The sequence below is a fragment of the Klebsiella sp. CSG-1 genome (genome assembly GCF_056521145.1).
The window spans coordinates 169,890-189,750 of record NZ_JBWNLD010000008.1; the positions used below are offsets into that span (position 1 = coordinate 169,890).

At 55.4% G+C, this 19,861-nt stretch carries 20 protein-coding genes; 8 read left to right on the top strand and 12 right to left on the bottom strand.

The window, feature by feature from the left end; genetic code table 11:
- Window positions 1-30: 30 nt before the first annotated feature.
- Window positions 31-954, top strand: coding sequence for an acyltransferase (locus AC007G_RS19555; protein WP_162180085.1), 924 nt, complete (start codon window positions 31-33; stop codon window positions 952-954).
- Between the two features lie 26 nt (window positions 955-980).
- On the opposite strand, the gene pagP is transcribed toward AC007G_RS19555, so the two are convergent.
- The 4 genes from pagP to AC007G_RS19575 form a co-directional block, all read right to left on the bottom strand.
- Window positions 981-1,556 (bottom strand): lipid IV(A) palmitoyltransferase PagP, encoded by a 576-nt coding sequence (gene pagP, locus AC007G_RS19560; RefSeq protein WP_032695265.1) that lies wholly within the window; start codon window positions 1,554-1,556, stop codon window positions 981-983.
- Between the two features lie 249 nt (window positions 1,557-1,805).
- On the bottom strand, window positions 1,806-3,305 hold the full coding sequence (locus AC007G_RS19565) for an alpha/beta hydrolase (protein WP_375379704.1): 1,500 nt from the start codon (window positions 3,303-3,305) through the stop codon (window positions 1,806-1,808).
- 569 nt (window positions 3,306-3,874) lie between these two features.
- A complete protein-coding gene (gene dadX / locus AC007G_RS19570) occupies window positions 3,875-4,945 on the bottom strand; it encodes a catabolic alanine racemase DadX (protein ID WP_142630703.1) in 1,071 nt (356 codons plus the stop codon).
- Between the two features lie 9 nt (window positions 4,946-4,954).
- The gene (locus AC007G_RS19575; protein ID WP_032695266.1) at window positions 4,955-6,253 is read right to left on the bottom strand and encodes a D-amino acid dehydrogenase; all 1,299 of its coding nucleotides are present in this window, start codon (window positions 6,251-6,253) and stop codon (window positions 4,955-4,957) included.
- Window positions 6,254-6,574: 321 nt separating this feature from the next.
- On the opposite strand from AC007G_RS19575, the gene AC007G_RS19580 reads away from it, so the two are divergent.
- Entirely contained in the window at window positions 6,575-8,107 is a 1,533-nt protein-coding gene (locus AC007G_RS19580) for a SpoVR family protein (protein ID WP_004863842.1), read from the top strand.
- Between the two features lie 56 nt (window positions 8,108-8,163).
- Here the strand turns inward: AC007G_RS19580 and fadR are convergent, their stop codons facing one another.
- The gene (gene fadR, locus AC007G_RS19585; protein WP_004863845.1) at window positions 8,164-8,883 is read right to left on the bottom strand and encodes a fatty acid metabolism transcriptional regulator FadR; all 720 of its coding nucleotides are present in this window, start codon (window positions 8,881-8,883) and stop codon (window positions 8,164-8,166) included.
- Window positions 8,884-9,123: 240 nt separating this feature from the next.
- Between fadR and nhaB the strand changes: the two genes are divergently transcribed.
- The 3 genes from nhaB (at window position 9,124) to AC007G_RS19600 (ending at window position 11,801) form a co-directional block, all read left to right on the top strand.
- Window positions 9,124-10,674, top strand: coding sequence for a sodium/proton antiporter NhaB (nhaB, locus tag AC007G_RS19590; RefSeq protein WP_032687018.1), 1,551 nt, complete (start codon window positions 9,124-9,126; stop codon window positions 10,672-10,674).
- Window positions 10,675-10,808: 134 nt separating this feature from the next.
- Window positions 10,809-11,339 carry a disulfide bond formation protein DsbB gene (gene dsbB / locus AC007G_RS19595; RefSeq protein WP_004863849.1) on the top strand — a complete coding sequence of 177 codons (531 nt, stop codon included), beginning with the start codon at window positions 10,809-10,811 and terminating at the stop codon, window positions 11,337-11,339.
- A gap of 117 nt (window positions 11,340-11,456) precedes the next feature.
- Window positions 11,457-11,801 (top strand): TehB family protein, encoded by a 345-nt coding sequence (locus AC007G_RS19600; RefSeq protein WP_004863851.1) that lies wholly within the window; start codon window positions 11,457-11,459, stop codon window positions 11,799-11,801.
- A gap of 77 nt (window positions 11,802-11,878) precedes the next feature.
- On the opposite strand, the gene AC007G_RS19605 is transcribed toward AC007G_RS19600, so the two are convergent.
- The 3 genes from AC007G_RS19605 to AC007G_RS19615 form a co-directional block, all read right to left on the bottom strand.
- Window positions 11,879-12,325, bottom strand: coding sequence for a YcgN family cysteine cluster protein (locus AC007G_RS19605; protein WP_032687017.1), 447 nt, complete (start codon window positions 12,323-12,325; stop codon window positions 11,879-11,881).
- A 94-nt stretch (window positions 12,326-12,419) separates the two neighbouring features.
- Window positions 12,420-13,079: a fumarylacetoacetate hydrolase family protein gene (locus AC007G_RS19610; protein ID WP_004863860.1), complete on the bottom strand. Its 660-nt coding sequence runs from the start codon at window positions 13,077-13,079 to the stop codon at window positions 12,420-12,422.
- Window positions 13,080-13,096: 17 nt separating this feature from the next.
- Window positions 13,097-13,378, bottom strand: a complete 282-nt coding sequence (locus AC007G_RS19615; protein ID WP_004863862.1) for a YcgL domain-containing protein — start codon at window positions 13,376-13,378, stop codon at window positions 13,097-13,099.
- 126 nt (window positions 13,379-13,504) lie between these two features.
- Here AC007G_RS19615 and minC point away from each other — a divergent pair, with 126 nt between their 5' ends.
- Genes minC through minE form a run of 3 tightly spaced genes read left to right on the top strand, consistent with a single transcriptional unit; the run spans window position 13,505 to window position 15,312 of the window.
- On the top strand, window positions 13,505-14,203 hold the full coding sequence (gene minC / locus AC007G_RS19620; protein WP_032687016.1) for a septum site-determining protein MinC: 699 nt from the start codon (window positions 13,505-13,507) through the stop codon (window positions 14,201-14,203).
- A gap of 23 nt (window positions 14,204-14,226) precedes the next feature.
- On the top strand, window positions 14,227-15,039 hold the full coding sequence (gene minD, locus AC007G_RS19625; protein WP_004863866.1) for a septum site-determining protein MinD: 813 nt from the start codon (window positions 14,227-14,229) through the stop codon (window positions 15,037-15,039).
- A gap of 3 nt (window positions 15,040-15,042) precedes the next feature.
- Entirely contained in the window at window positions 15,043-15,312 is a 270-nt protein-coding gene (gene minE / locus AC007G_RS19630) for a cell division topological specificity factor MinE (RefSeq protein ID WP_004103270.1), read from the top strand.
- A gap of 82 nt (window positions 15,313-15,394) precedes the next feature.
- Here the strand turns inward: minE and rnd are convergent, their stop codons facing one another.
- From rnd to tsaB, 4 genes are all read right to left on the bottom strand, one after another.
- Window positions 15,395-16,510: a ribonuclease D gene (gene rnd / locus AC007G_RS19635; RefSeq protein ID WP_162180084.1), complete on the bottom strand. Its 1,116-nt coding sequence runs from the start codon at window positions 16,508-16,510 to the stop codon at window positions 15,395-15,397.
- Between the two features lie 81 nt (window positions 16,511-16,591).
- Window positions 16,592-18,277 (bottom strand): long-chain-fatty-acid--CoA ligase FadD, encoded by a 1,686-nt coding sequence (fadD, locus tag AC007G_RS19640; protein ID WP_094898149.1) that lies wholly within the window; start codon window positions 18,275-18,277, stop codon window positions 16,592-16,594.
- Window positions 18,278-18,485: 208 nt separating this feature from the next.
- Window positions 18,486-19,067, bottom strand: a complete 582-nt coding sequence (locus AC007G_RS19645) for a Slp family lipoprotein (protein ID WP_004863873.1) — start codon at window positions 19,065-19,067, stop codon at window positions 18,486-18,488.
- A gap of 38 nt (window positions 19,068-19,105) precedes the next feature.
- On the bottom strand, window positions 19,106-19,801 hold the full coding sequence (gene tsaB, locus AC007G_RS19650; protein ID WP_032687012.1) for a tRNA (adenosine(37)-N6)-threonylcarbamoyltransferase complex dimerization subunit type 1 TsaB: 696 nt from the start codon (window positions 19,799-19,801) through the stop codon (window positions 19,106-19,108).
- Window positions 19,802-19,861 lie beyond the last annotated feature (60 nt).

A 19,861-nucleotide genomic window follows, 5' to 3' on the forward strand; every position in this document is an offset into this window, starting at 1 on the left:
GGGTTAAATATTATTAAAACGCTGGGATGCATGACGGCGGTCACCTTCTTTACCATCTATAACACCTGGGATCGGTATGATTACGATTATCACTGGATCCTCGGCTTTCTGACGTTTATCTCAACCATCGCCACGCCGCTGTTTTTTGTGGTGGCCGGCTATCTCGATGCTCAGTCCCGGCATAGCGCGAGCTGGCAGATGGGGAAAATTAAAAGCGTGGTGATCGTCTTTCTTTTCTGGATGACGATTTACTACCTCTGGGAGCCCTATCAGCGCGGCTATCTTATCCAGCCGTGGTTTGTCTTCGCCTTTATTGTGATTTATACCTTCCACCCGCTGATCGAGTGGCTAAGCCAGCGAAGAAGGCTCTTCTTCGGCGTGGTGTTTGTATTACTGCTTTTCTCCTATGGTTACGACCTGCTGGCGGCCCTCTATCCCAACGTGCATGCGCTGACCCTGGCGCCGCAGTATCGCCTGTGGACCTGGCTGTTGTTTTATTTAACCGGTCAGCTGTTTAGCGACCCGCTGGTCGTGCGCTGGCTTAATCGCGATAACGTCGTCAAAGCCGCGATGTTTGCTATCCCCTTTATTTATCTTTTCACCTGGTTTTACGAGCGCCATTTCTTTTTCGCCCTGTTCAAGGCCGACAGAAATGCTTTCATTCTCACCGGTTCGCAAATTTATATTCTGGTGGTCGCGCTGGTCATTGCGGCCAACGGCGTGCGTTTTCGCAAAAACAGCGAGTTTAAAGAGAGTATTCTGGCGGCAATCAGCAAAACGATGACCGGGGTTTATATTCTCCATTACTCAATTTTTCATCTCCTGAGCACCCTTATCCCAATCGGTTCGCTGACCACAAAATTAATGCTGATTGCCCTGACGTTTATCGTCTCGGTATTGATTTCCATGCTGGCGTTATCCCACTCCATCACTAAAAAAGTGATCACCCTTTAAATCACCGGCGCCCAGCTGACCCGGGTTTAAAAACCATAGCGGAGCCAGGCAAACAGGACATTGCCGTTATTGTAGGTGCCGGGAATATAGGTGAACTGTACGCTAAGCCGCTGATAGCTTGCGGAAAATAAGGGGAGAATAATCGGTAAGGGGACATAATTAGCAAAATCATCACGGGCGGTGATCCCGGCGGTCACGCCAAGACCAAGGCGGAAATCCTGGCGGCTATCCAGATACCAGCCCTTCTCCCAGCCGTAGCCGACGATCGGCTGCCATTTGTTATGCGAATCCTTAAACATCATGGCATACAGCGAACTCCAGTCGCCATCATCGTGATAGCGAGAGACGCCGAAGCCGCCGCCCCAGGGCATCTCATTGTAGTTATCCGTTTTCTCTTTATCGTAGGTTAAGCGGTTGTGCCAGCTAAGAAACGGCAGATAGAGGTCATAATTTTGCGGCTGATTCCAGGTTTGCGAAACATCGTTTTTGAGCCAGTTCCACCAGCCGCTGATACGCTGTTCGCCGTAAACATGGTCTTCAGCCTGTACCGCCGTGGCGAAAATAATCAGGGTTGCCCACACTATCAGCCGACAATGTTGCATAGGTTTTTCCTTAAAAAATCACCGGTAACGATTCAGTCCGGGAATAATAAACGCGCTTTGCCAATATCACCGCCGCTAGTTTGCTGGTCACAGGCGTCCCTGATGACAGGGCTATAGTAGCCGGCAAGGCGCTCCCCCAGAGCGATAAACCCTACCATTTCTGAATCAGGACATTCTCACGACGCTCATTGAATCTGGCGTATGCGCCGGTCGGGAAATCAAAGGATGTCCTCGCATTATAATCCCGATTCAGGGAGAAGGCGGGACAGCGCCGCGAATATGTTGCTGAATACGCTCCATCATAAATGGGAAAAACGGGTTGGAGGTGACGCGCATCAGCGTATCCAGCCCTACGCTGAGGGTTGAGGTCTCTCCGCGTAGCGAAATGGTGCCGATACTAATGCCGTAAAGGTTCTTCTCCGTCGGCTCGCGACCGTACAGAGAGTCGGTCATCGGGAATGGCACCGCGACATGCGAGAGCGAATACATATCCTGCGGCCACGCCATGTTCAGCCGCGTCACCTGCTCCTCTTGCGCGCCTGCTGGCGTGGTACGAGCGACGGTATCATACGTGGTGGGCGAGGCATTGGTAATCACGGTTGTGCGATAGCGCCGCGGCGCTGGCGGTAATAGCGTGCTGAGCGCAGAGTAGACCGCGGGTCGAAACAGCGCGCGCAAATTCGCCGCCTGGTTGATATCAAAAATCACCAGTTCACTGCCGTTTTCCGGCAAATAGCGATACAGCGAATCCACCACGGCCCTGGTGCTGACGGTGGAGTCCATCACCGACTGAAAAGTCAGCACCGGAGCAAGGGCCGCGAGCCGCTGGCTGCGGGAATCCTGGACAATTTTCTCCTGCAGCGCCTGGGTTAACAGCCACGACTGTCGGGCCGCCTTCACCGGAAAGGAATTGTATTTATAAGGATTAAACTCAGGGACCACGTTCAGCCATGCCGCCCGCGCAAAAGCAGGAAACACCGCCGGTAACCCCGTCAGCCCGGCAAAGCGGGCAAAAGCGGTCACCCCAATCATCGGCGACAGCAGGACTATCTGCTGCGGCTGAGACAAGGCCTTATCATCCAGCGCGTCGAGCGCATATTTCAGCGCCAGCGCGCCGCCGTTGGAATAGCCGATAACATGCAGCGGGACGTTCGCCCCGGCCAGTCGGGTCGCTTCGCGTACCGCCAGTCGCGTTGTCGCCATCCACTGTTGCCAGTCAACGGCGGTCAGCGAACCCGGCGCAGTACCATGCCCCGGCAGCCTCGGCACAACGGCAACGAACCCCTGCTGCTGGTAGGCCTTTGCCAGATAGCGCACGCTGTACGGCGAGTCCGTCAAGCCATGAAGTAACACCGCGGCGCCGCGCGGCGTCCCCTCCGGCAGCAGCACAAAGGAGCGATTCCAGTCAGGCTGAAACTGTTGCGGGTAGACCTGGCTTTGGGCATAAAACCGATTAAGCGGCGTTTTTTGATCGTCAGGAAGCGTATTGGTCAGCTGAATTTTCATCTCGTGAAAAATCGCGTCTTCTCGCGCCAGATAGCCCGCGAAGGTCGAGCGGTCAATCTCCGCTGTCGACATTTCATCAGCAGACCAGGTATGCCACGGATGTAGTGCTGGCCCACGCTGCGTTTCGTAAATACGCCCGGCAATAAAAACGGTAATAACGATAAGCAGGCCAATGGCTATTTTTTTCCCCAGCGAGGCCACTTTTAAGCCAGCTTTAATCAGGGGGCGGGTAAATCTCATCATTGGCATCTCGCTGTCCGTGTTGGGTTCTGTACATGACGACCGTTGGCTCGCTGGGGCATTGTAGTCAGGTGCTGGACGTTGTTTCCAGAAGTAGTCGGTTGCTGATTTTTACTGCCTGCGCTGAAGACGGTAGTCAATTACCGCGCCACAAGCGGGAGTGTCGGGATGGATATCGCCAACTCGGTCTGCCATGCGTCCGGACGTTTGAGGGCTCAATCCCGTGGAACAGGCATCTCTCGGTTTGATGTCCGTCATGTTATCCGCCCGTTCGGGCCATCCACGCCTCTGGCGATGGCAGCCTGCGTTAAGCAGATCGTAGCAGGCAACGGAATCGAATCAAGAAGCCAGGCAGGCACGCTGTATTGCTGGCAGACCTTCGGCGGTCGGAACGAGGCGTACAGGGCGAGGATGCGCAGCGGGCGGGCGCCGCCGACATACGGCTGACGCGGGGGTTTCCCCGGTTTACCACCGGGCCGGTTTTTCCGACTACCGCAAGCGGAAAACCAGAATTCCAGTCACTGACTGCAATTCTGGCTCATCAGACCGGCGAATAGCGCCGTCCAGGCAAGTTACCCGGTCACCACCGGAACGCGGGGCGCCAGCGCGCACATCAGCTCATAGCCGACGGTGCCGCAGACGCTGGCGACATCGTCAATTTTGATCTCTTTGCCCCACAGCTCTACCGGCGCACCGATCCCAGCCTGTGGGCAAGGCGTTAAATCGACCGCCAGCATATCCATCGACACCCGGCCCACCGTGCGGGTCCGAACGCCGTCAACCAGCACCGGCGTACCGTCCGGCGCCACGCGCGGATAGCCGTCGGCGTAACCGCAGGCCACAATCCCAATGCGCTGTTCGCCGGATGCCCGATACAGGCTGCCGTAGCCCACCGCCTCTCCCGCCTTCAGGTTCTGCACGGCGATGATTTCGCTGCTCAGCGTCATCACCGGCTTGAGGCCGCTATTGGCGATATCCTGCCATTGGCCGGAAGGCGAGGCGCCATACAGCACAATCCCCGGCCTCACCCAGTCGAAATGGGCTTCTGGATGCCACAGCGTCGCCGCTGAGTTAGCCAGCGAACGCCGGCAATCCAGCCCTTCCGCCGCCTGCTCGATACGGCGCATCGGCTCAATAATGCCCTGCGGATTTTCCGCATCGGCAAAATGCGACATCAGCGTCATTTCGCTGACGTTGTTCAGCGCCCGCAGCTGCTGCCAGACGGTATGAATGCGATCCGGCATAAAACCGAGGCGATTCATCCCGCTGTTAACCTTGACGTAGATATCCAGCGGCGCGTGGAGTTTGGCCTGCTGAAGCGCCTTAATCTGCCAGTTACTGTGCACGCTGGTGGTCAGGCGGTACTTATCGAACAGCGCCAGCTCATCGGCGTGGAAGAAACCCTCCAGCATCAGAATCGGCCCTTTCCAGCCGTGCTCGCGGAGCAGGATCGCCTCTTCAAGGTTGAGCATCGCGAAGCCATCAGCGCCGCTCAGCGCGCTCCAGACGCGCGACAGGCCGTGACCATAGGCGTTGGCTTTCACCACCGCCCACAGGCGCGAGGCGGGGGCCGCACGCCGGACAATCTGCAAATTCTGCCGCAAGGCCGACAAATCAATGCTGGCCAATACAGGACGAGACATGAAGACTCCTTAGTTATGAACGCCGTGCAGATGCTGAGCGCGTGCCGGAGTAAAGCCGGGGCTATAGCGCGCGACGGCCAGATCATCGTACGGAATGGCCGGTGTACGGCCTGAAATCAAATCACTGAGCAACTGTCCGGAACCGCAGGCCATGGTCCAGCCCAGCGTGCCGTGCCCGGTGTTCAGCCACAAATTCTTATATGCTGTACGGCCTACCACCGGCGTACCGTCCGGCGTCATCGGGCGCAGCCCGGTCCAGAAGGTGGCCTGCTCAACGTGGCCGCCGCGCGGGAACAGATCGCGGACCACCATCTCCAGCGTTTCCCGGCGCGGCTTCAGCAGCTCTTTATTAAAGCCGACGATTTCCGCCATCCCGCCCACGCGGATACGCTGGTCAAAGCGGGTAATGGCGATTTTGTAGGTTTCATCAAGAATAGTCGAAACCGGCGCGCCGTCCTCCTCGGCAATCGGAATGGTCAGCGAATAGCCCTTCAGCGGATAGACCGGAATGTCCACCAGCCCTTTCAACATCGCGGTAGAGTAAGAACCAAAGGCCATCACATAGGCATCGCCTTTGATTATTTCAGCGCCGCATTTCACGCCGGCAATCTGTTCGCCTTCATACAGCAGCGCGTCCACCGGCGTATTAAAGCGGAAGGTGACGCCCGCCTGCTCCGCCATCGCCGCCAGGCGCGTGGTAAACAGCTGGCAATCGCCGGTTTCATCATTGGGTAGACGCAGGCCGCCGGTCAGCTTATGGCTGACTTCGGCCAGCGCGGGCTCCACTTCCAGCAAACGTTTCGCTTCCAGAAGCTGGTACGGAACGCCGGCATCTTCCAGCACGGCGATGTCGCGGGTGGCGTTTTCATACTGTTTTTCCGTACGGAACAGCTGCAATGTGCCGCCCTGGCGGCCCTCATACTGGATCCCGGTGCTCTCACGCAGCGCTTTCAGGCAGTCGCGGCTGTATTCCGCCAGACGCACCATCCGCCCTTTGTTCTCCATATAATGGCGGGTATCGCAGTTGCGCAGCATTTGCCACATCCACTTTAGCTGGAACTGAGTCCCGTCAAGCCCGATAGCCAGCGGCGCGTGGCGCTGGAACATCCATTTGATGGCCTTCAGCGGCACGCCTGGCGCCGCCCACGGCGCAGCATAGCCCGGGGAAATCTGCCCGGCGTTAGCGGCGCTGGTCTCTTCCGCCGCCCCGGGTTGACGGTCGATAACCGTCACTTCATGACCCGCCTGGCTTAGATACCATGCACTCGCAACCCCAACTACCCCACTTCCCAGTATGACGACTCGCATAGCGACTCCGTAATAGTTAAAGAACAATCATCTGATTACAAATTGATAACTCAGTTGAAAATATTATTCAACATACGCTTTATTTATGGTGACTTAACTCACAGCAAACCGCACCAGCACTGACCCTATAGATTTACTATCTCCTGCTGCGCTTCATTTTTACTCAGAATAATATTCTGCTTGTTTGGGCAAATAAGGCCTTTAAGATTGCGAAATCGCGAAGAAAAGAAATTGTCGGGAGGCGCAGTTTGTCATCCCCTGTTCTATGCTTGATGAGAGGCTTTCCGTACAGAGAGAGCCACCTACAACGAGGGCGCGCTAATGGCTACGATTGATTCCATGAACAGGGACACTACTCGTTTAAGCGATGGACCCGACTGGACTTTTGAACTGCTGGAAACCTACCTTGCCGAGGTTGACCGGGTAGCGAAGCTATACCGTCTCGACACCTATCCGCACCAGATCGAAGTCATTACTTCCGAGCAGATGATGGATGCCTATTCCAGCGTCGGCATGCCCATCAACTACCCGCACTGGTCGTTCGGTAAAAAATTTATCGAAACCGAGCAGGCGTATAAGCACGGTCAGCAGGGGCTGGCCTATGAGATTGTGATTAACTCCAATCCCTGCATCGCCTACCTGATGGAGGAGAACACGATAACCATGCAGGCGCTGGTGATGGCCCATGCCTGCTACGGTCACAACTCTTTTTTCAAAAACAACTATCTGTTCCGCAGCTGGACCGACGCCAGCTCGATCATTGATTATCTGATTTTCGCCCGCAAATACATTACCGACTGCGAAGAGCGCTACGGCGTTGATGAGGTGGAGAAGCTCCTCGACTCCTGTCATGCCCTGATGAACTACGGCGTCGATCGCTACAAACGCCCGCAAAAAATCTCGTTGCAGGAGGAAAAAGCGCGGCAGAAAAGCCGGGAAGAGTATCTGCAAAGCCAGGTGAATATGCTATGGCGCACTCTGCCGAAGCGGGAAGAAGAGAAGACCATTGAGTCGGCCCGCCGCTACCCTTCAGAGCCGCAGGAGAACCTGCTGTACTTTATGGAGAAGAACGCGCCGCTGCTGGAGCCGTGGCAACGCGAAATCCTGCGTATCGTGCGCAAGGTCAGCCAGTATTTTTATCCGCAGAAGCAGACCCAGGTGATGAACGAAGGGTGGGCCACCTTCTGGCATTACACGATCCTCAATCACCTTTATGACGAAGGGAAAGTGACGGAGCGCTTTATGCTGGAGTTTCTACACAGCCACACCAACGTGGTATTCCAGCCGCCCTATAACAGCCAGTGGTATAACGGGATTAACCCGTACGCTCTGGGCTTCGCCATGTTCCAGGACATTAAGCGTATTTGCCAGTCGCCGACCGAAGAAGACCGCTACTGGTTCCCGGATATCGCCGGCTCTGACTGGCTGGAAACGCTGCATTTCGCGATGCGTGATTTCAAAGACGAGAGTTTTATCAGCCAGTTCCTGTCACCGAAGGTCATGCGCGACTTCCGCTTCTTTACGGTGCTGGATGACGATCATAATAACTACCTGGAGATCTCCGCTATCCATAACGAGGAGGGGTATCGGGAGATCCGCTCGAAGCTGTCCGCCCAGTACAACCTCAGCAACCTCGAGCCGAATATTCAGGTATGGAGCGTCGATCTGCGCGGCGACCGCTCACTAACGCTGCGCTATGTGCCGCACAACCGCGTCCCGCTGGATAAAGGGCGTCGCGAAGTGCTCAAGCACGTCCATCGTCTGTGGGGGTTTGATATCCTGCTGGAACAACAAAATGCCGATGGCAGTATCGAACTGCTGGAGCGTAGCCCGCCGCGCCAGAACGCGCTGTAAAACGATGAAAAAATGCCCGACAGCTTGCCGGGCATTTTTTATAACGTCGGTGTCCCTTAACGCATGCCGATGACTAAATCACCCGACATGGTTTTCTGCATCCGGTGCCAGATCTCGCCGCTGTCGTGGCCGTAACGACGGACAATCTCGTAAACTTTCTCGTGCAGCCCCTCTTCGCACACTTTCGCCAGCTGATGATAGAAGCCCAGCGCCAGGCTGCGCGCTTCCGGATTGGCAAAATAGTGACGACCGATGCGGGTGTACAGCCCTTTCATTCCGTTGAGGATCAGGCCGTAAATCGGGTTACCAGAGGCGAACGCCAGGCCGCGGAAGATGTTGTAATCCAGCTCGGCAAACGCGTCGGCGTGATCTTCGACTTCCCGCGCGCTGGCAAGCACTTCCAGCGCATTGTCAGGATGCTGACGGAACGCGGTGCGGATGAAGATGGTAGAGATGTTGGTACGTACCGACAGCAGGTTATCGATCAGCTGCGGAACGCTGTCATGATCAAGACGCGCCAGAGTTTCGAGAATATTCAGCCCGGACGTTTCCCAGAAATTATTCACCTTCGTCGGCTTGCCGTGCTGAATCGTCAACCAACCATCACGGGCCAGACGTTGCAACACTTCGCGTAAGGTGGTGCGGGTCACACCAATGAGTTCAGAAAGTTCACGTTCGGCGGGGAGGATGGTGCCTGGGGGAAAACGATTATTCCAGATACTCTCGATGATGTACTCTTCCGCGAAACCCGCAGGGCTTTGCGCCTTAATGACCATAATTAGATTTCCATTACACAGCGTTGCAAATTCCACTCATCATACCAGAGCCGCTATAGAGCAGATAGCGTCAGAAAGTAATTAAAAGGGGATCGCCGTTTCATTTTCAACTTTTCGTTACCCCCTGCCATCGCGCGAACGCGAGGCGAAGTAAGTTGCTTCCCGTTTTGCTCAACTGGTAATCTTGTAAATAGTTACGCGTAAAATTATGTCATTAATTTGACGGGAAGGAAGTCTGTCGTGGAAATGTCTTATGGCCGCGCTCTGTGGCGCAATTTTCTTGGCCAGTCCCCTGACTGGTATAAACTCGCTCTCATCATTGTTTTGATCGTTAACCCTCTGGTTTTTCACCTCAATCCGTTTATTGCCGGCTGGATGCTGGTGGTGGAATTTATCTTTACCCTCGCCATGGCGCTCAAGTGTTACCCGCTCCTGCCGGGAGGCCTGCTGGCGATTGAGGCGGTGATGATCGGCATGACCAGCCCGGAACATGTCCGCGAAGAGATTGCCAGCAATCTGGAAGTGCTCCTGCTGCTGATGTTCATGGTGGCGGGGATCTATTTTATGAAGCAGCTGCTGCTGTTTATCTTTACCCGCCTGCTGCTGGGGATTCGCAGTAAGATGCTGCTGTCGCTCTCTTTTTGTCTCGCAGCGGCCTTCCTCTCCGCCTTCCTCGATGCGTTGACCGTTGTGGCGGTAGTGATCAGCGTCGCCGTTGGCTTCTACGGCATCTATCACCGCGTCGCCTCCGCGCGCCCGGATGATAACGATATCCTCGACGATAGCCACATCGACCAGCATTATCGTGACGTGCTGGAACAGTTCCGCGGCTTTCTGCGCAGCCTGATGATGCATGCGGGCGTCGGGACGGCGCTCGGCGGCGTAATGACCATGGTGGGCGAGCCGCAAAACCTGATCATTGCCAAGGCGGCGGGCTGGCACTTCGGCGAGTTCTTTTTGCGGATGGCTCCGGTGACGCTGCCGGTGATGATCTGCGGCCTGCTGACCTGCCTGCTGCTGGAGAAAACCAAACGGTTCGGCTACGGTGAGCCGTTGCCGCCAGTCGTACGTAAGGTGTTACAGGAGTTCGACGATCGCAGCCGTCAGCAGCGCAGCCGTCAGGATCGCCTGCGGCTGATTGCGCAGGGGATTATCGGTATCTGGCTGGTGACCGCGCTGGCGATGCACCTTGCTGAAGTGGGGCTGATCGGTTTATCGGTGATTATTCTGGCGACGACTTTCTCCGGCGTCACCGACGAGCATGCCATCGGCAAAGCCTTTACCGAGGCGCTGCCGTTCACCGCCCTGCTGACCGTATTTTTCGCCGTGGTTGCGGTGATCATCGACCAGCACCTGTTTACGCCGGTGATTCAGTTTGTCCTCCAGGCATCACCGCACGCCCAGCTGTCGTTGTTCTATCTGTTTAACGGGTTACTGTCGTCGATTTCCGACAACGTCTTCGTTGGCACGGTGTATATCAACGAAGCCCGAACGGCGCTGCAGAACGGCGTTATCAGCCTGCCGCAGTTTGAACTGCTGGCGGTGGCGATCAATACCGGCACCAACCTGCCTTCCGTCGCCACCCCTAACGGCCAGGCGGCGTTTCTTTTCCTGCTGACCTCCGCGCTGGCGCCGCTGATTCGCCTTTCCTATGGCCGTATGGTGTGGATGGCGCTGCCCTACACCATCGTCATGACCCTGGTGGGGCTGCTGTGCGTTGAATTCGCATTGATGCCTGTCACCCAGTGGATGCTCGATAACCACTGGCTCATCACGCCGTCACTTCCTTAAATTAAGCTCCGGTTATCCGCCTCCGTCAGGCGGATAACCGCACTTCTTTTATGTAATATTTTCCAACAAGCTGCTGGCGTCGGTACGGTTTTCGTTTACACTGCCATGATTTGGCATGTTCCAGGGAAATGACTATGTTGCGATATTTAAACCAGTGCTCAAGGGGACGCGGAGCCTGGCTCCTGATGGCGTTAACCGCTTTTATCCTTGAATTAGTTGCGCTGTGGTTCCAGCACGTGATGTTGCTGCAACCCTGTGTGATGTGTATTTATGAACGTTGTGCATTATTAGGCATTATGGGCGCCGGTATTGTCGGGGCCATCGCGCCAAAAACGCCGTTACGCTATGTGGCGCTGGTCATCTGGCTGTACAGCGCGCTGCGCGGTCTGCAGCTGGCGTGGGAACACACTATGATTCAGCTGCACCCTTCCCCGTTTCAGACCTGTGATTTCGCCGCGCGTTTTCCAACGTGGCTCCCGCTGGATAAATGGATCCCGCAGATGTTCGTCGCCAGCGGCGACTGCTCCGTTCGTCAGTGGGAATTTCTGACGCTGGAGATGCCACAGTGGCTGGTAGGGATCTTCGCCGCCTATCTGATCGTGGCGCTGCTGGTGCTGATTGCTCAGCCTTTCAAACCGAAAAAGCGCGATCTCTTCGGCCGCTAAGTTAGTGGTAAAAAAACGCTCCTTCAGGAGCGTTTTTTTTTGCCTGTCGATTGACGACGACAGATCAAAAGATGCATATTAAATACATCTTTTGATCTGTCCACTAAGGAGCTGACGATGTCTCACCTGCGTATTCCTGCTCACTGGAAAGTTAAACGCTCCACCCCCTTTTTCACCAAACAGAACGTCCCCGCCGCCCTGCTCAGCCACCACAATACCGCCGCCGGCGTTTTCGGTCAGCTGTGCGTAATGGAAGGAACCGTCACCTATTATGGCTTTGCTGACGAACAGGCAAGCGAGCCGGAAGTCAAAGTGGTGATTAACGCCGGCCAGTTTGCCACCAGTCCGCCGCAGTACTGGCATCGCATCGAGATGAGCGATGACGCGCAGTTCAATATCAATTTCTGGGTTGAAGAAGAGAGCCATGGCGAAAACGGGCTGTTTCACGCTAAGAAAGCCTGACCCAGCCGCTCAGATACCGTGAAACACAAAACCCGCCTCGCGGCGGGTTTTAGCAAACGATAGCAAGCATCAACGCTTCACTGCGCCCAGTCGGGCTTATTCAAAATATGGTCCTGCCAGTCGCGCACCGTCTCTTCTTTAACCGCAATATGGCGTACGGAGATGCGTTCGCCATGCATTGCCGCTTTCGAGCCGCTCAGCAGCGGGTGCCAGTTTGGCAGAGGCTTCCCTTCTGCCAGCAGGCGATAGGCGCAGGTCGGTGGTAGCCATTCGAACGTAGGCAGATTATCGCGGGTCAGCTTGATGCAGTCCGGCTCATACTCGAAACGTCGTTCATAGTTCCGGCACTGGCAGGTTTTAATATTTAACTGACGACAGGCGACGTTGGTGAAATAGATCTCATCCGTATCCTCATCCATCAGCTTATGCAGGCAGCACTGTCCGCAGCCGTCGCACAGTGATTCCCACTCCGCGTCGGTCATTTCATCAAGTGTTTTTTGCTGCCAGAAAAGTTGTTCGCTCATAGGGGATATCCGTCATTGCCATTCAGGGTGCACCTTATAACCAGTCTGGCACGCTGATGCAAGTTTTGCCGCCCGCAAAGGCGGCAAAAGGACGTTACAGTACGCGGGTGGAGAGCGTCAGACCATTAAAGCCGACTTCCAGCTCATCGCCGCTGCTCAGCGGCCCGACGCCTTCTGGCGTGCCGGTCAGGATGATATCGCCGGCTTTGAGCGTAAAGAAACGCGACATATAGGCAATCAGCGGGACGATTTTATGGATCATATCGGCCGTTGTTCCCTGCTGACGAACGTCGCCGTTCACTTTCAGGCTCAGCGGCGTATTTTGCGGGTCGCTATGAAATTCCGCCGCCGGAATAAAACCGGAAACCGGGCAAGAATTATCAAAGCCCTTGGCTTTTTCCCACGGCTGGCCGGCCTTTTTCATCTTACCCTGCAGATCGCGCAGGGTAAGATCCAGCGCTACGCCGTAGCCCGCAATCGCTTTCAGGACGTGCTCTTCCGTCGCCTGGCGCAGCGTGCTGCCAATCAGCACCGCCAGTTCAACTTCGTGATGCACCGAACCCAATCCCTCGGGGAGCACCAACGGCTGGCGGATATCGCATAGCGCCGTCTCAGGTTTAATAAACAGCACCGGTTCTTCCGGCATTGCACTGCCCATTTCCTTAATGTGGTTTGCATAATTGCTGCCCACGCAAACGACTTTACTTACCGGATAATCCAGTAATGCTCCCTGCCAGTTATGATGTTGGTACATTATTTCCCCTCGGTGGGTTAATCAGATTTATTCCCCTGTTCCGCCAGGTGTTTCTTAAGTAGATTCTCAGTCGGAGGAGGAAGTTGGAGATAATAGCCCTGATCAATCAGTGACTGTTTGACTTTTTCCAGATCGGCACCGGCAAGCTTTTTCCGTCCGTCGAGCGGTAACAGCATGGTCATCTGCGGCGTGCCGAAGCTTGCCATCAGTTCGACAGGAACGCGTGAGAAATCGTCCCTTTTTTCGACATATAAATAGGTTTGCTCACGTTTAGTACTTCGATAGATCACACAAAACATAGTTTTACTCGGAATTAGACCCGTGGTCACTTGCCTCAATATATGAGTGACTATAACATGCCTTTTAGTCTTCGGAATATCACCGCACTTCGGCAGGTGATAAACAGCAAATTGAGTAAGGCCAGGATGTCAAATACGCCAATCGAACTTAAGGGCAGTAGCTTCACCTTATCTGTCGTTCATTTGCACGACGCAAATCCCGAGGTTATTCGTCAGGCGTTAGAAGACAAGATCGCCCAGGCTCCCGCTTTTTTACGTCACGCTCCGGTCGTTGTGAACCTCAGCAATGTCGAAAACGACGTTGACTGGCGCCCTATGCACGAAGCCATTGTCAGCACCGGTTTACGGATTATGGGCGTGAGTGGTTGCAAAATCCCGCGGCTCAAAACGGAAATCGACCGCGCCGGGATTCCTTTACTGACGGAAGGGAAAGAGAAAATCCCCCGCCAGGCGACGCCAGAGCCGGTCGCGCCGCCGCCAGTTGTTAATCCGATCACAAAAACGCGTTTAATTGATCTGCCGGTACGTTCCGGTCAGCGCATTTATGCACCAAACTGTGATCTGATTGTTACAAATCATGTGAGTGCCGGTGCGGAACTTATTGCCGATGGTAACATCCATGTTTATGGCATGATGCGGGGACGCGCACTCGCGGGCGCAGGCGGCGACAGAGAAGCGCAAATATTTTGTTCACACCTCACGGCGGAACTGGTTTCCATCGCAGGGGAATACTGGCTGAGTGATAATATCCCGGCCGAATTTTATGGCAAAGCGGCCCGCCTGCGTCTGGGTGATACCGCTTTGACTATTCAACCGTTGAGTTAGTCCCTTTTTAACAAGGAATTTCTATGGCACGCATTATTGTTGTGACTTCGGGTAAAGGGGGCGTTGGCAAGACCACCTCCAGCGCGGCCATCGCTACCGGTTTGGCCCAGAAGGGAAAGAAAACTGTCGTTATCGACTTTGATATCGGTCTGCGTAACCTCGACCTGATTATGGGCTGCGAGCGTCGGGTAGTTTATGACTTCGTCAACGTGATTCAGGGCGATGCCACGCTGAATCAGGCGTTAATCAAAGATAAACGCACCGACAATCTCTATATCCTCCCCGCCTCCCAGACGCGTGATAAAGATGCGCTGACCCGCGAAGGTGTAGATAAAGTTCTCGAAGAACTGAAAAAGATGAACTTCGATTTTGTGGTCTGCGACTCTCCTGCAGGCATTGAAACCGGTGCGCTGATGGCGCTCTATTTTGCCGATGAAGCCATCATCACCACCAACCCGGAAGTCTCCTCCGTTCGTGACTCCGACCGTATCCTCGGTATCCTCGCCTCCAAATCCCGCCGCGCGGAAAATGGCGATGAGCCGATCAAAGAACACCTGCTGCTCACGCGCTATAACCCAGGTCGTGTAAACAAAGGCGACATGCTGAGCATGGAAGACGTTCTGGAAATCTTGCGTATCAATCTGGTAGGCGTGATCCCGGAAGATCAGTCCGTGCTGCGGGCGTCAAACCAGGGTGAGCCGGTTATCCTGGATGACGCGTCAGACGCAGGTAAGGCCTATGCCGATACGGTTGAACGTCTGCTCGGAGAAGAACGTCCTTTCCGCTTCATTGAAGAAGAGAAGAAAGGTTTCCTCAAACGCCTGTTCGGAGGATAAATTATGGCATTACTCGACTTTTTTCTCTCGCGGAAAAAGAACACGGCCAACATTGCGAAAGAGCGCCTGCAAATCATCGTCGCGGAGCGTCGTCGCGGCGACGCTGAACCGCATTATCTGCCGCAGTTACGCAAAGATATTCTGGAGGTGATTTGTAAGTATGTACAGATCGACCCGGAAATGGTCAGCGTTCAGCTGGAACAACGGGATGGCGATATTTCGATTCTGGAGTTGAACGTGACTTTGCCAGAAACGGAAGAGTCGAAACCCTGAGCCAAATAAACCCGACAGCCTTGCGCTATCGGGTTGGTTGGCATAGTGGCCCGGAGAGTCTGTCCGGGCTTTTTGCTGCGGCTTAGCGCGGGTATTCGCTTAACAACGCCTGCAGACGATCGGCCATCAGGTCGCTTCGCCAGCCGGAAATCAGCTCAGGTCGTCCGTTTCCGCTTTTCAACTGCCAGTGCCAGTTCAGCAGCTGGTTAATCTGTCGTCTTGATGCCAGCAGCTCTGCGCTCAGCCCCTTCTCGGTACTCACTTCCTGCACCAGCGCTTTAATCTCTTTAAAGACTTTGCGGTAGCCCGGCATATCAATCAGGTTTTGCAGCGGCTCCGGCAGCGCCTCTTCAGGCAGCTCCTGGGCTTTCGCCACCAGACTTATCAGCGTTTTGCCGTGAAAACGAATTTCGCTGCCGGACAGGCCGAGACTATCAAGTTCCCCGAGGCTCCCCGGCATATAGCGCGCCACGTTCCACAGATGCTCTTCACGAACCACAAAATTGACCGCCATATCGCGATCGCGCGCTTTACGTAAACGCCACTCCGCCAGCAGCTGCAGGCAGCCCAGTTGACGGGTGCGCAGCTGCCAGGCGTTGCCGATATCACGCCACGCCTGCGCCGGGTCCTGCACTTCCTGACGGCGTTGCTGCATCAGACGGCATTCGTCCAGCGCGGCATCCAGCCAGCCAGCGGCCTCGGTTTCCGCCATCAGCTTGCTGGCGATCGGCAGAAGATACCAGACATCCGCCGCCGCATAGTCGCACTGACGCTGGGTCAGCGGACGAGCCAGCCAGTCAGTGCGTGACTCGCTCTTATCCAGCGCAATGCCGGTATACTCTTCCACCATTGACGCAAATCCCCAGGACATCGGGCGCCCGCAAAAAGCGGCCAGAATCTGGGTATCAATCAACGGCTCCGGCATCAGGTTAAAGGTGTTGAGGAACACTTCCAGATCTTCACTGCCAGCGTGCAGGTACTTGGTGACGTCTTTGTTCAGCAGCAGCTCACGCATCGGCGCCCAGTCGGTTATCTCCAGCGGGTCAATCAGCGAAACCTGTTCACCGTCAAACAGCTGGAGCAGGCCCAGCTGCGGATAGTAGGTGCGGGTGCGGACAAATTCTGTATCCAGCGCAATCGCGGGTGCCGCGTTTGCCGCTTCACAGATGGCGCGAAGACCATCGTCGGTGGTGATCATCTGATAGTTCAAATCATGCTCTCTTAACTTGCGCCCATAAAAAACGCCGGCTTAGCCGGCGTCTGGCGACTCTCGTATACCTTAGGCTTTATTGTCTACTTTAGCGCGGGCTTCGTCACGCAGTTCTCGCCGTAAAATTTTTCCAACATTGGATTTCGGCAGTTCATCACGGAATTCAACCAGTTTCGGTACTTTATATCCGGTCAGATGGCGGCGGCAGAAGGTGATCAGCGCCTCTTCGGTCAGCGCCGCGTCTTTCTTCACGACGAAAATCTTTACCGCTTCACCGCTGCTGCCCGACGGTACGCCGACGGCAGCCACCTCCTGAACGCCCGAATGCTGCATCACCACATCTTCGATTTCGTTCGGATAGACGTTAAACCCGGAGACCAGAATCATATCTTTTTTGCGATCGACGATGCGCAAAAAGCCTTCATCGTCCATCACCGCAATATCGCCGGTATGCAGCCAGCCGTTTTTGATGATCTCCGCGGTCGCATCGGGACGCTGCCAGTAGCCCAGCATCACCTGCGGGCCTTTCACGCACAGTTCCCCCGGTTGACCCGGCGGCACTTCATTATCGTCATCGTCCACCAGCTTCGCTTCGGTCGACGGTACCGGCAGCCCGATGCTGCCGCTGTGGTAGTCAATATCATGGGGGTTAACGCTGACCAGCGGCGCGCACTCCGTCAGGCCATAGCCCTCGAGCAGATACTGGCCGGTGAGCTTAACCCAGCGCTCGGCCACCACCTGCTGCACCGGCATTCCGCCGCCGGCGGAAAGATGCAGAGAAGAGAAATCGAGCTGCTGAAACTCTTTGTTGTTGAGCAAGGCGTTGAACAGCGTATTGACCCCGGTCATCGCGGTGAACGGGTATTTTGCCAGCTCTTTTACCAGCCCCGGAATATCGCGCGGGTTGGTAATCAGCAGGTTCTGGCCGCCGAGCTCAATGAACAGCAGGCAGTTCATGGTCAGCGCAAAAATGTGGTACAGCGGCAGCGCCGTCACGACAAACTCTTTCCCACGATGCAGCAGCGGCCCATAGGTCGCATTCACCTGCTCGAGGTTCGCCAGCATATTGCGGTGGGTGAGCATTGCCCCTTTCGCCACGCCGGTGGTGCCACCGGTGTACTGCAGGAAAGCCAGATCTGCACAGACAATGTCAGGTTTAACGTACTGCATACGATAACCGGCATGCAGCGCGCTGCGGAAAGAGATCGCATCGGGGAGGTGATACTTCGGCACCAGACGCTTGATGTACTTCACCACGAAATTCACCAGGGTGCCTTTCGCGGCTGAGAGCTGATCGCCCATCCGGGTCAGGATCACATGCTTCACCTGCGTTTTATCGACCACTTTCTCCAGGGTATGGGCAAAGTTGGAGACGATCACAATCGCCGCCGCTCCGCTGTCATTCAGCTGATGCTCAAGCTCGCGCGGCGTATACAGCGGATTGACGTTCACCACAATCATCCCCGCGCGCAGAATACCGAAGAGCGCGATGGGGTATTGCAACAGGTTAGGCATCATCAGCGCGACGCGATCGCCCTTTTGCAGTCCCAGCCCCTGCTGGAGATAAGCGGCGAACGCCCGGCTGCGCTCCTCCAGCTTACGGTAGGTCATCACCTCGCCCATGTTGATAAACGCCGGTTGGTCGGCGTAGCGCGTGGCGGCATGTTCAAATAATTCAACCAGGGATTGGTAGCGGTCAGGATTTATCTCCGCCGGAACATCGGCGGGATAGCGGTTTAGCCAAACCTTTTTCACTGCATCACCTCTGAAATAGTTATTCGTCGTCATCACAGCCCCTGATCAACAAACATTCTGTTAACATTATATTAACTCAGCGTACCAGTTTATTAATTAGGCGTTTTACAGGTTGCGAAGCGCGTCACTATTTATTTTTCTTATTGGTCCAAAAATAAAGAAACAGCGGACAAGCCGCTGTTTCTTTTAGCTTACAAAAACTACAAAATCATTCAGTTACAACATTTCTGACTTCCGCAGGGCCCGGGTTGTACCAGCCCCAGCCGCCATAACCGTAAGCCCACGGACGCGGACCGATCATCCACGGGTCGATGGGCTGCGGCGGCATAACCACCTGCTGCACCACGTTCCAGCGCTTATAGCCGGTCGCATTCATCAGCATAAATTTGTACGGTGTGCTGCCGACTTTTCCGTCAACAACGCCGGTAATCGGGCCAACGACGGTCACCAGCTGGCCGCGGAAATCAACCGGGTCGAGGAAGCCGTTCACATCGGCGAAGATGCGCCCGCGTGATGCTTCGTTCAGCTCAGGCCGGGCACCGCTGTCCAGCGGAACCGTGGCGATTTCCAGACGGGTTTTACCCTGTTGATTCTGCACGTTGACGACTTTACCGCCAAAACGGGCTTCCTGACCCACGTAGAGCTGTGGCGCGGCCATGACCCGGACTAAATCTTGCTGTGGCGTCGGGCTGGAACCTTTAATCACGTCCGGCACCGACACGCATCCACTTAACGCGACGGCAACGGCGCCCGCTAATAACCAACGTACTGCTTTGTTTTGACCCGCCATGATGCGACTCCTTCTCTCAGTCTTATATCTACTGAGATTCATCCACGGCCAGGAAGTTTCTTCCACGCCACGTCGTTACGCAAATAAACCGGTTCGGCTTTGTCTACGGCAACGGTTTTCCCGGCGGCAAGCAGGTAACAGGCCAGCGGCAGCATATCTTCCGCCGCCGGTAGCGTCATATCACCGTCGGTTAAGACCAGCGAAGTCTCCTTCGCCAGATCGGGCCAGGCTTGCCAGCCGGTCCCTACCGTTGCCCAGCTACCGTCCAGCTGTTGCAGACGTTCGCGAACGGCGTCAGGCTTCAGCACCGCTTCGCTCTCTTCGCCGTGCCAGACGCCCTGCTCATCGCGCTGATACTCAGCCCAGTACACTTCGCCCATTCGGGCGTCGATGGCCGCCAGAACGCGGGTGGCCCCGGTTTTACGCCATGCGCCCTGCGCCATGGTAGCCAGGGTCGATACGCCAATCATCGGCAGTTCCGCTCCCAGCGCCAGCCCCTGAGCAATGCCGATGCCAATACGTACGCCGGTAAAACTGCCTGGCCCGCGGCCAAAGGCCAGGGCATCGAGCTCAGTCAGTGAGACATGGCTTTCATTCAGGACATCCTGCACCAGCGGCAGAATACGTTGGGTATGTTCACGGGGACAAATTTCGAAATGAGCACAAAGGGTGCCATCATTCCACAGCGCCGCGGAGCAGGCCTCCGTGGCGGTATCGATAGCCAAAATTCGCATGAGTTGTCGCGCTCTCGCTCTAGCAGATTGACAAAATGGCGCGCAGCTTACCACATTTTG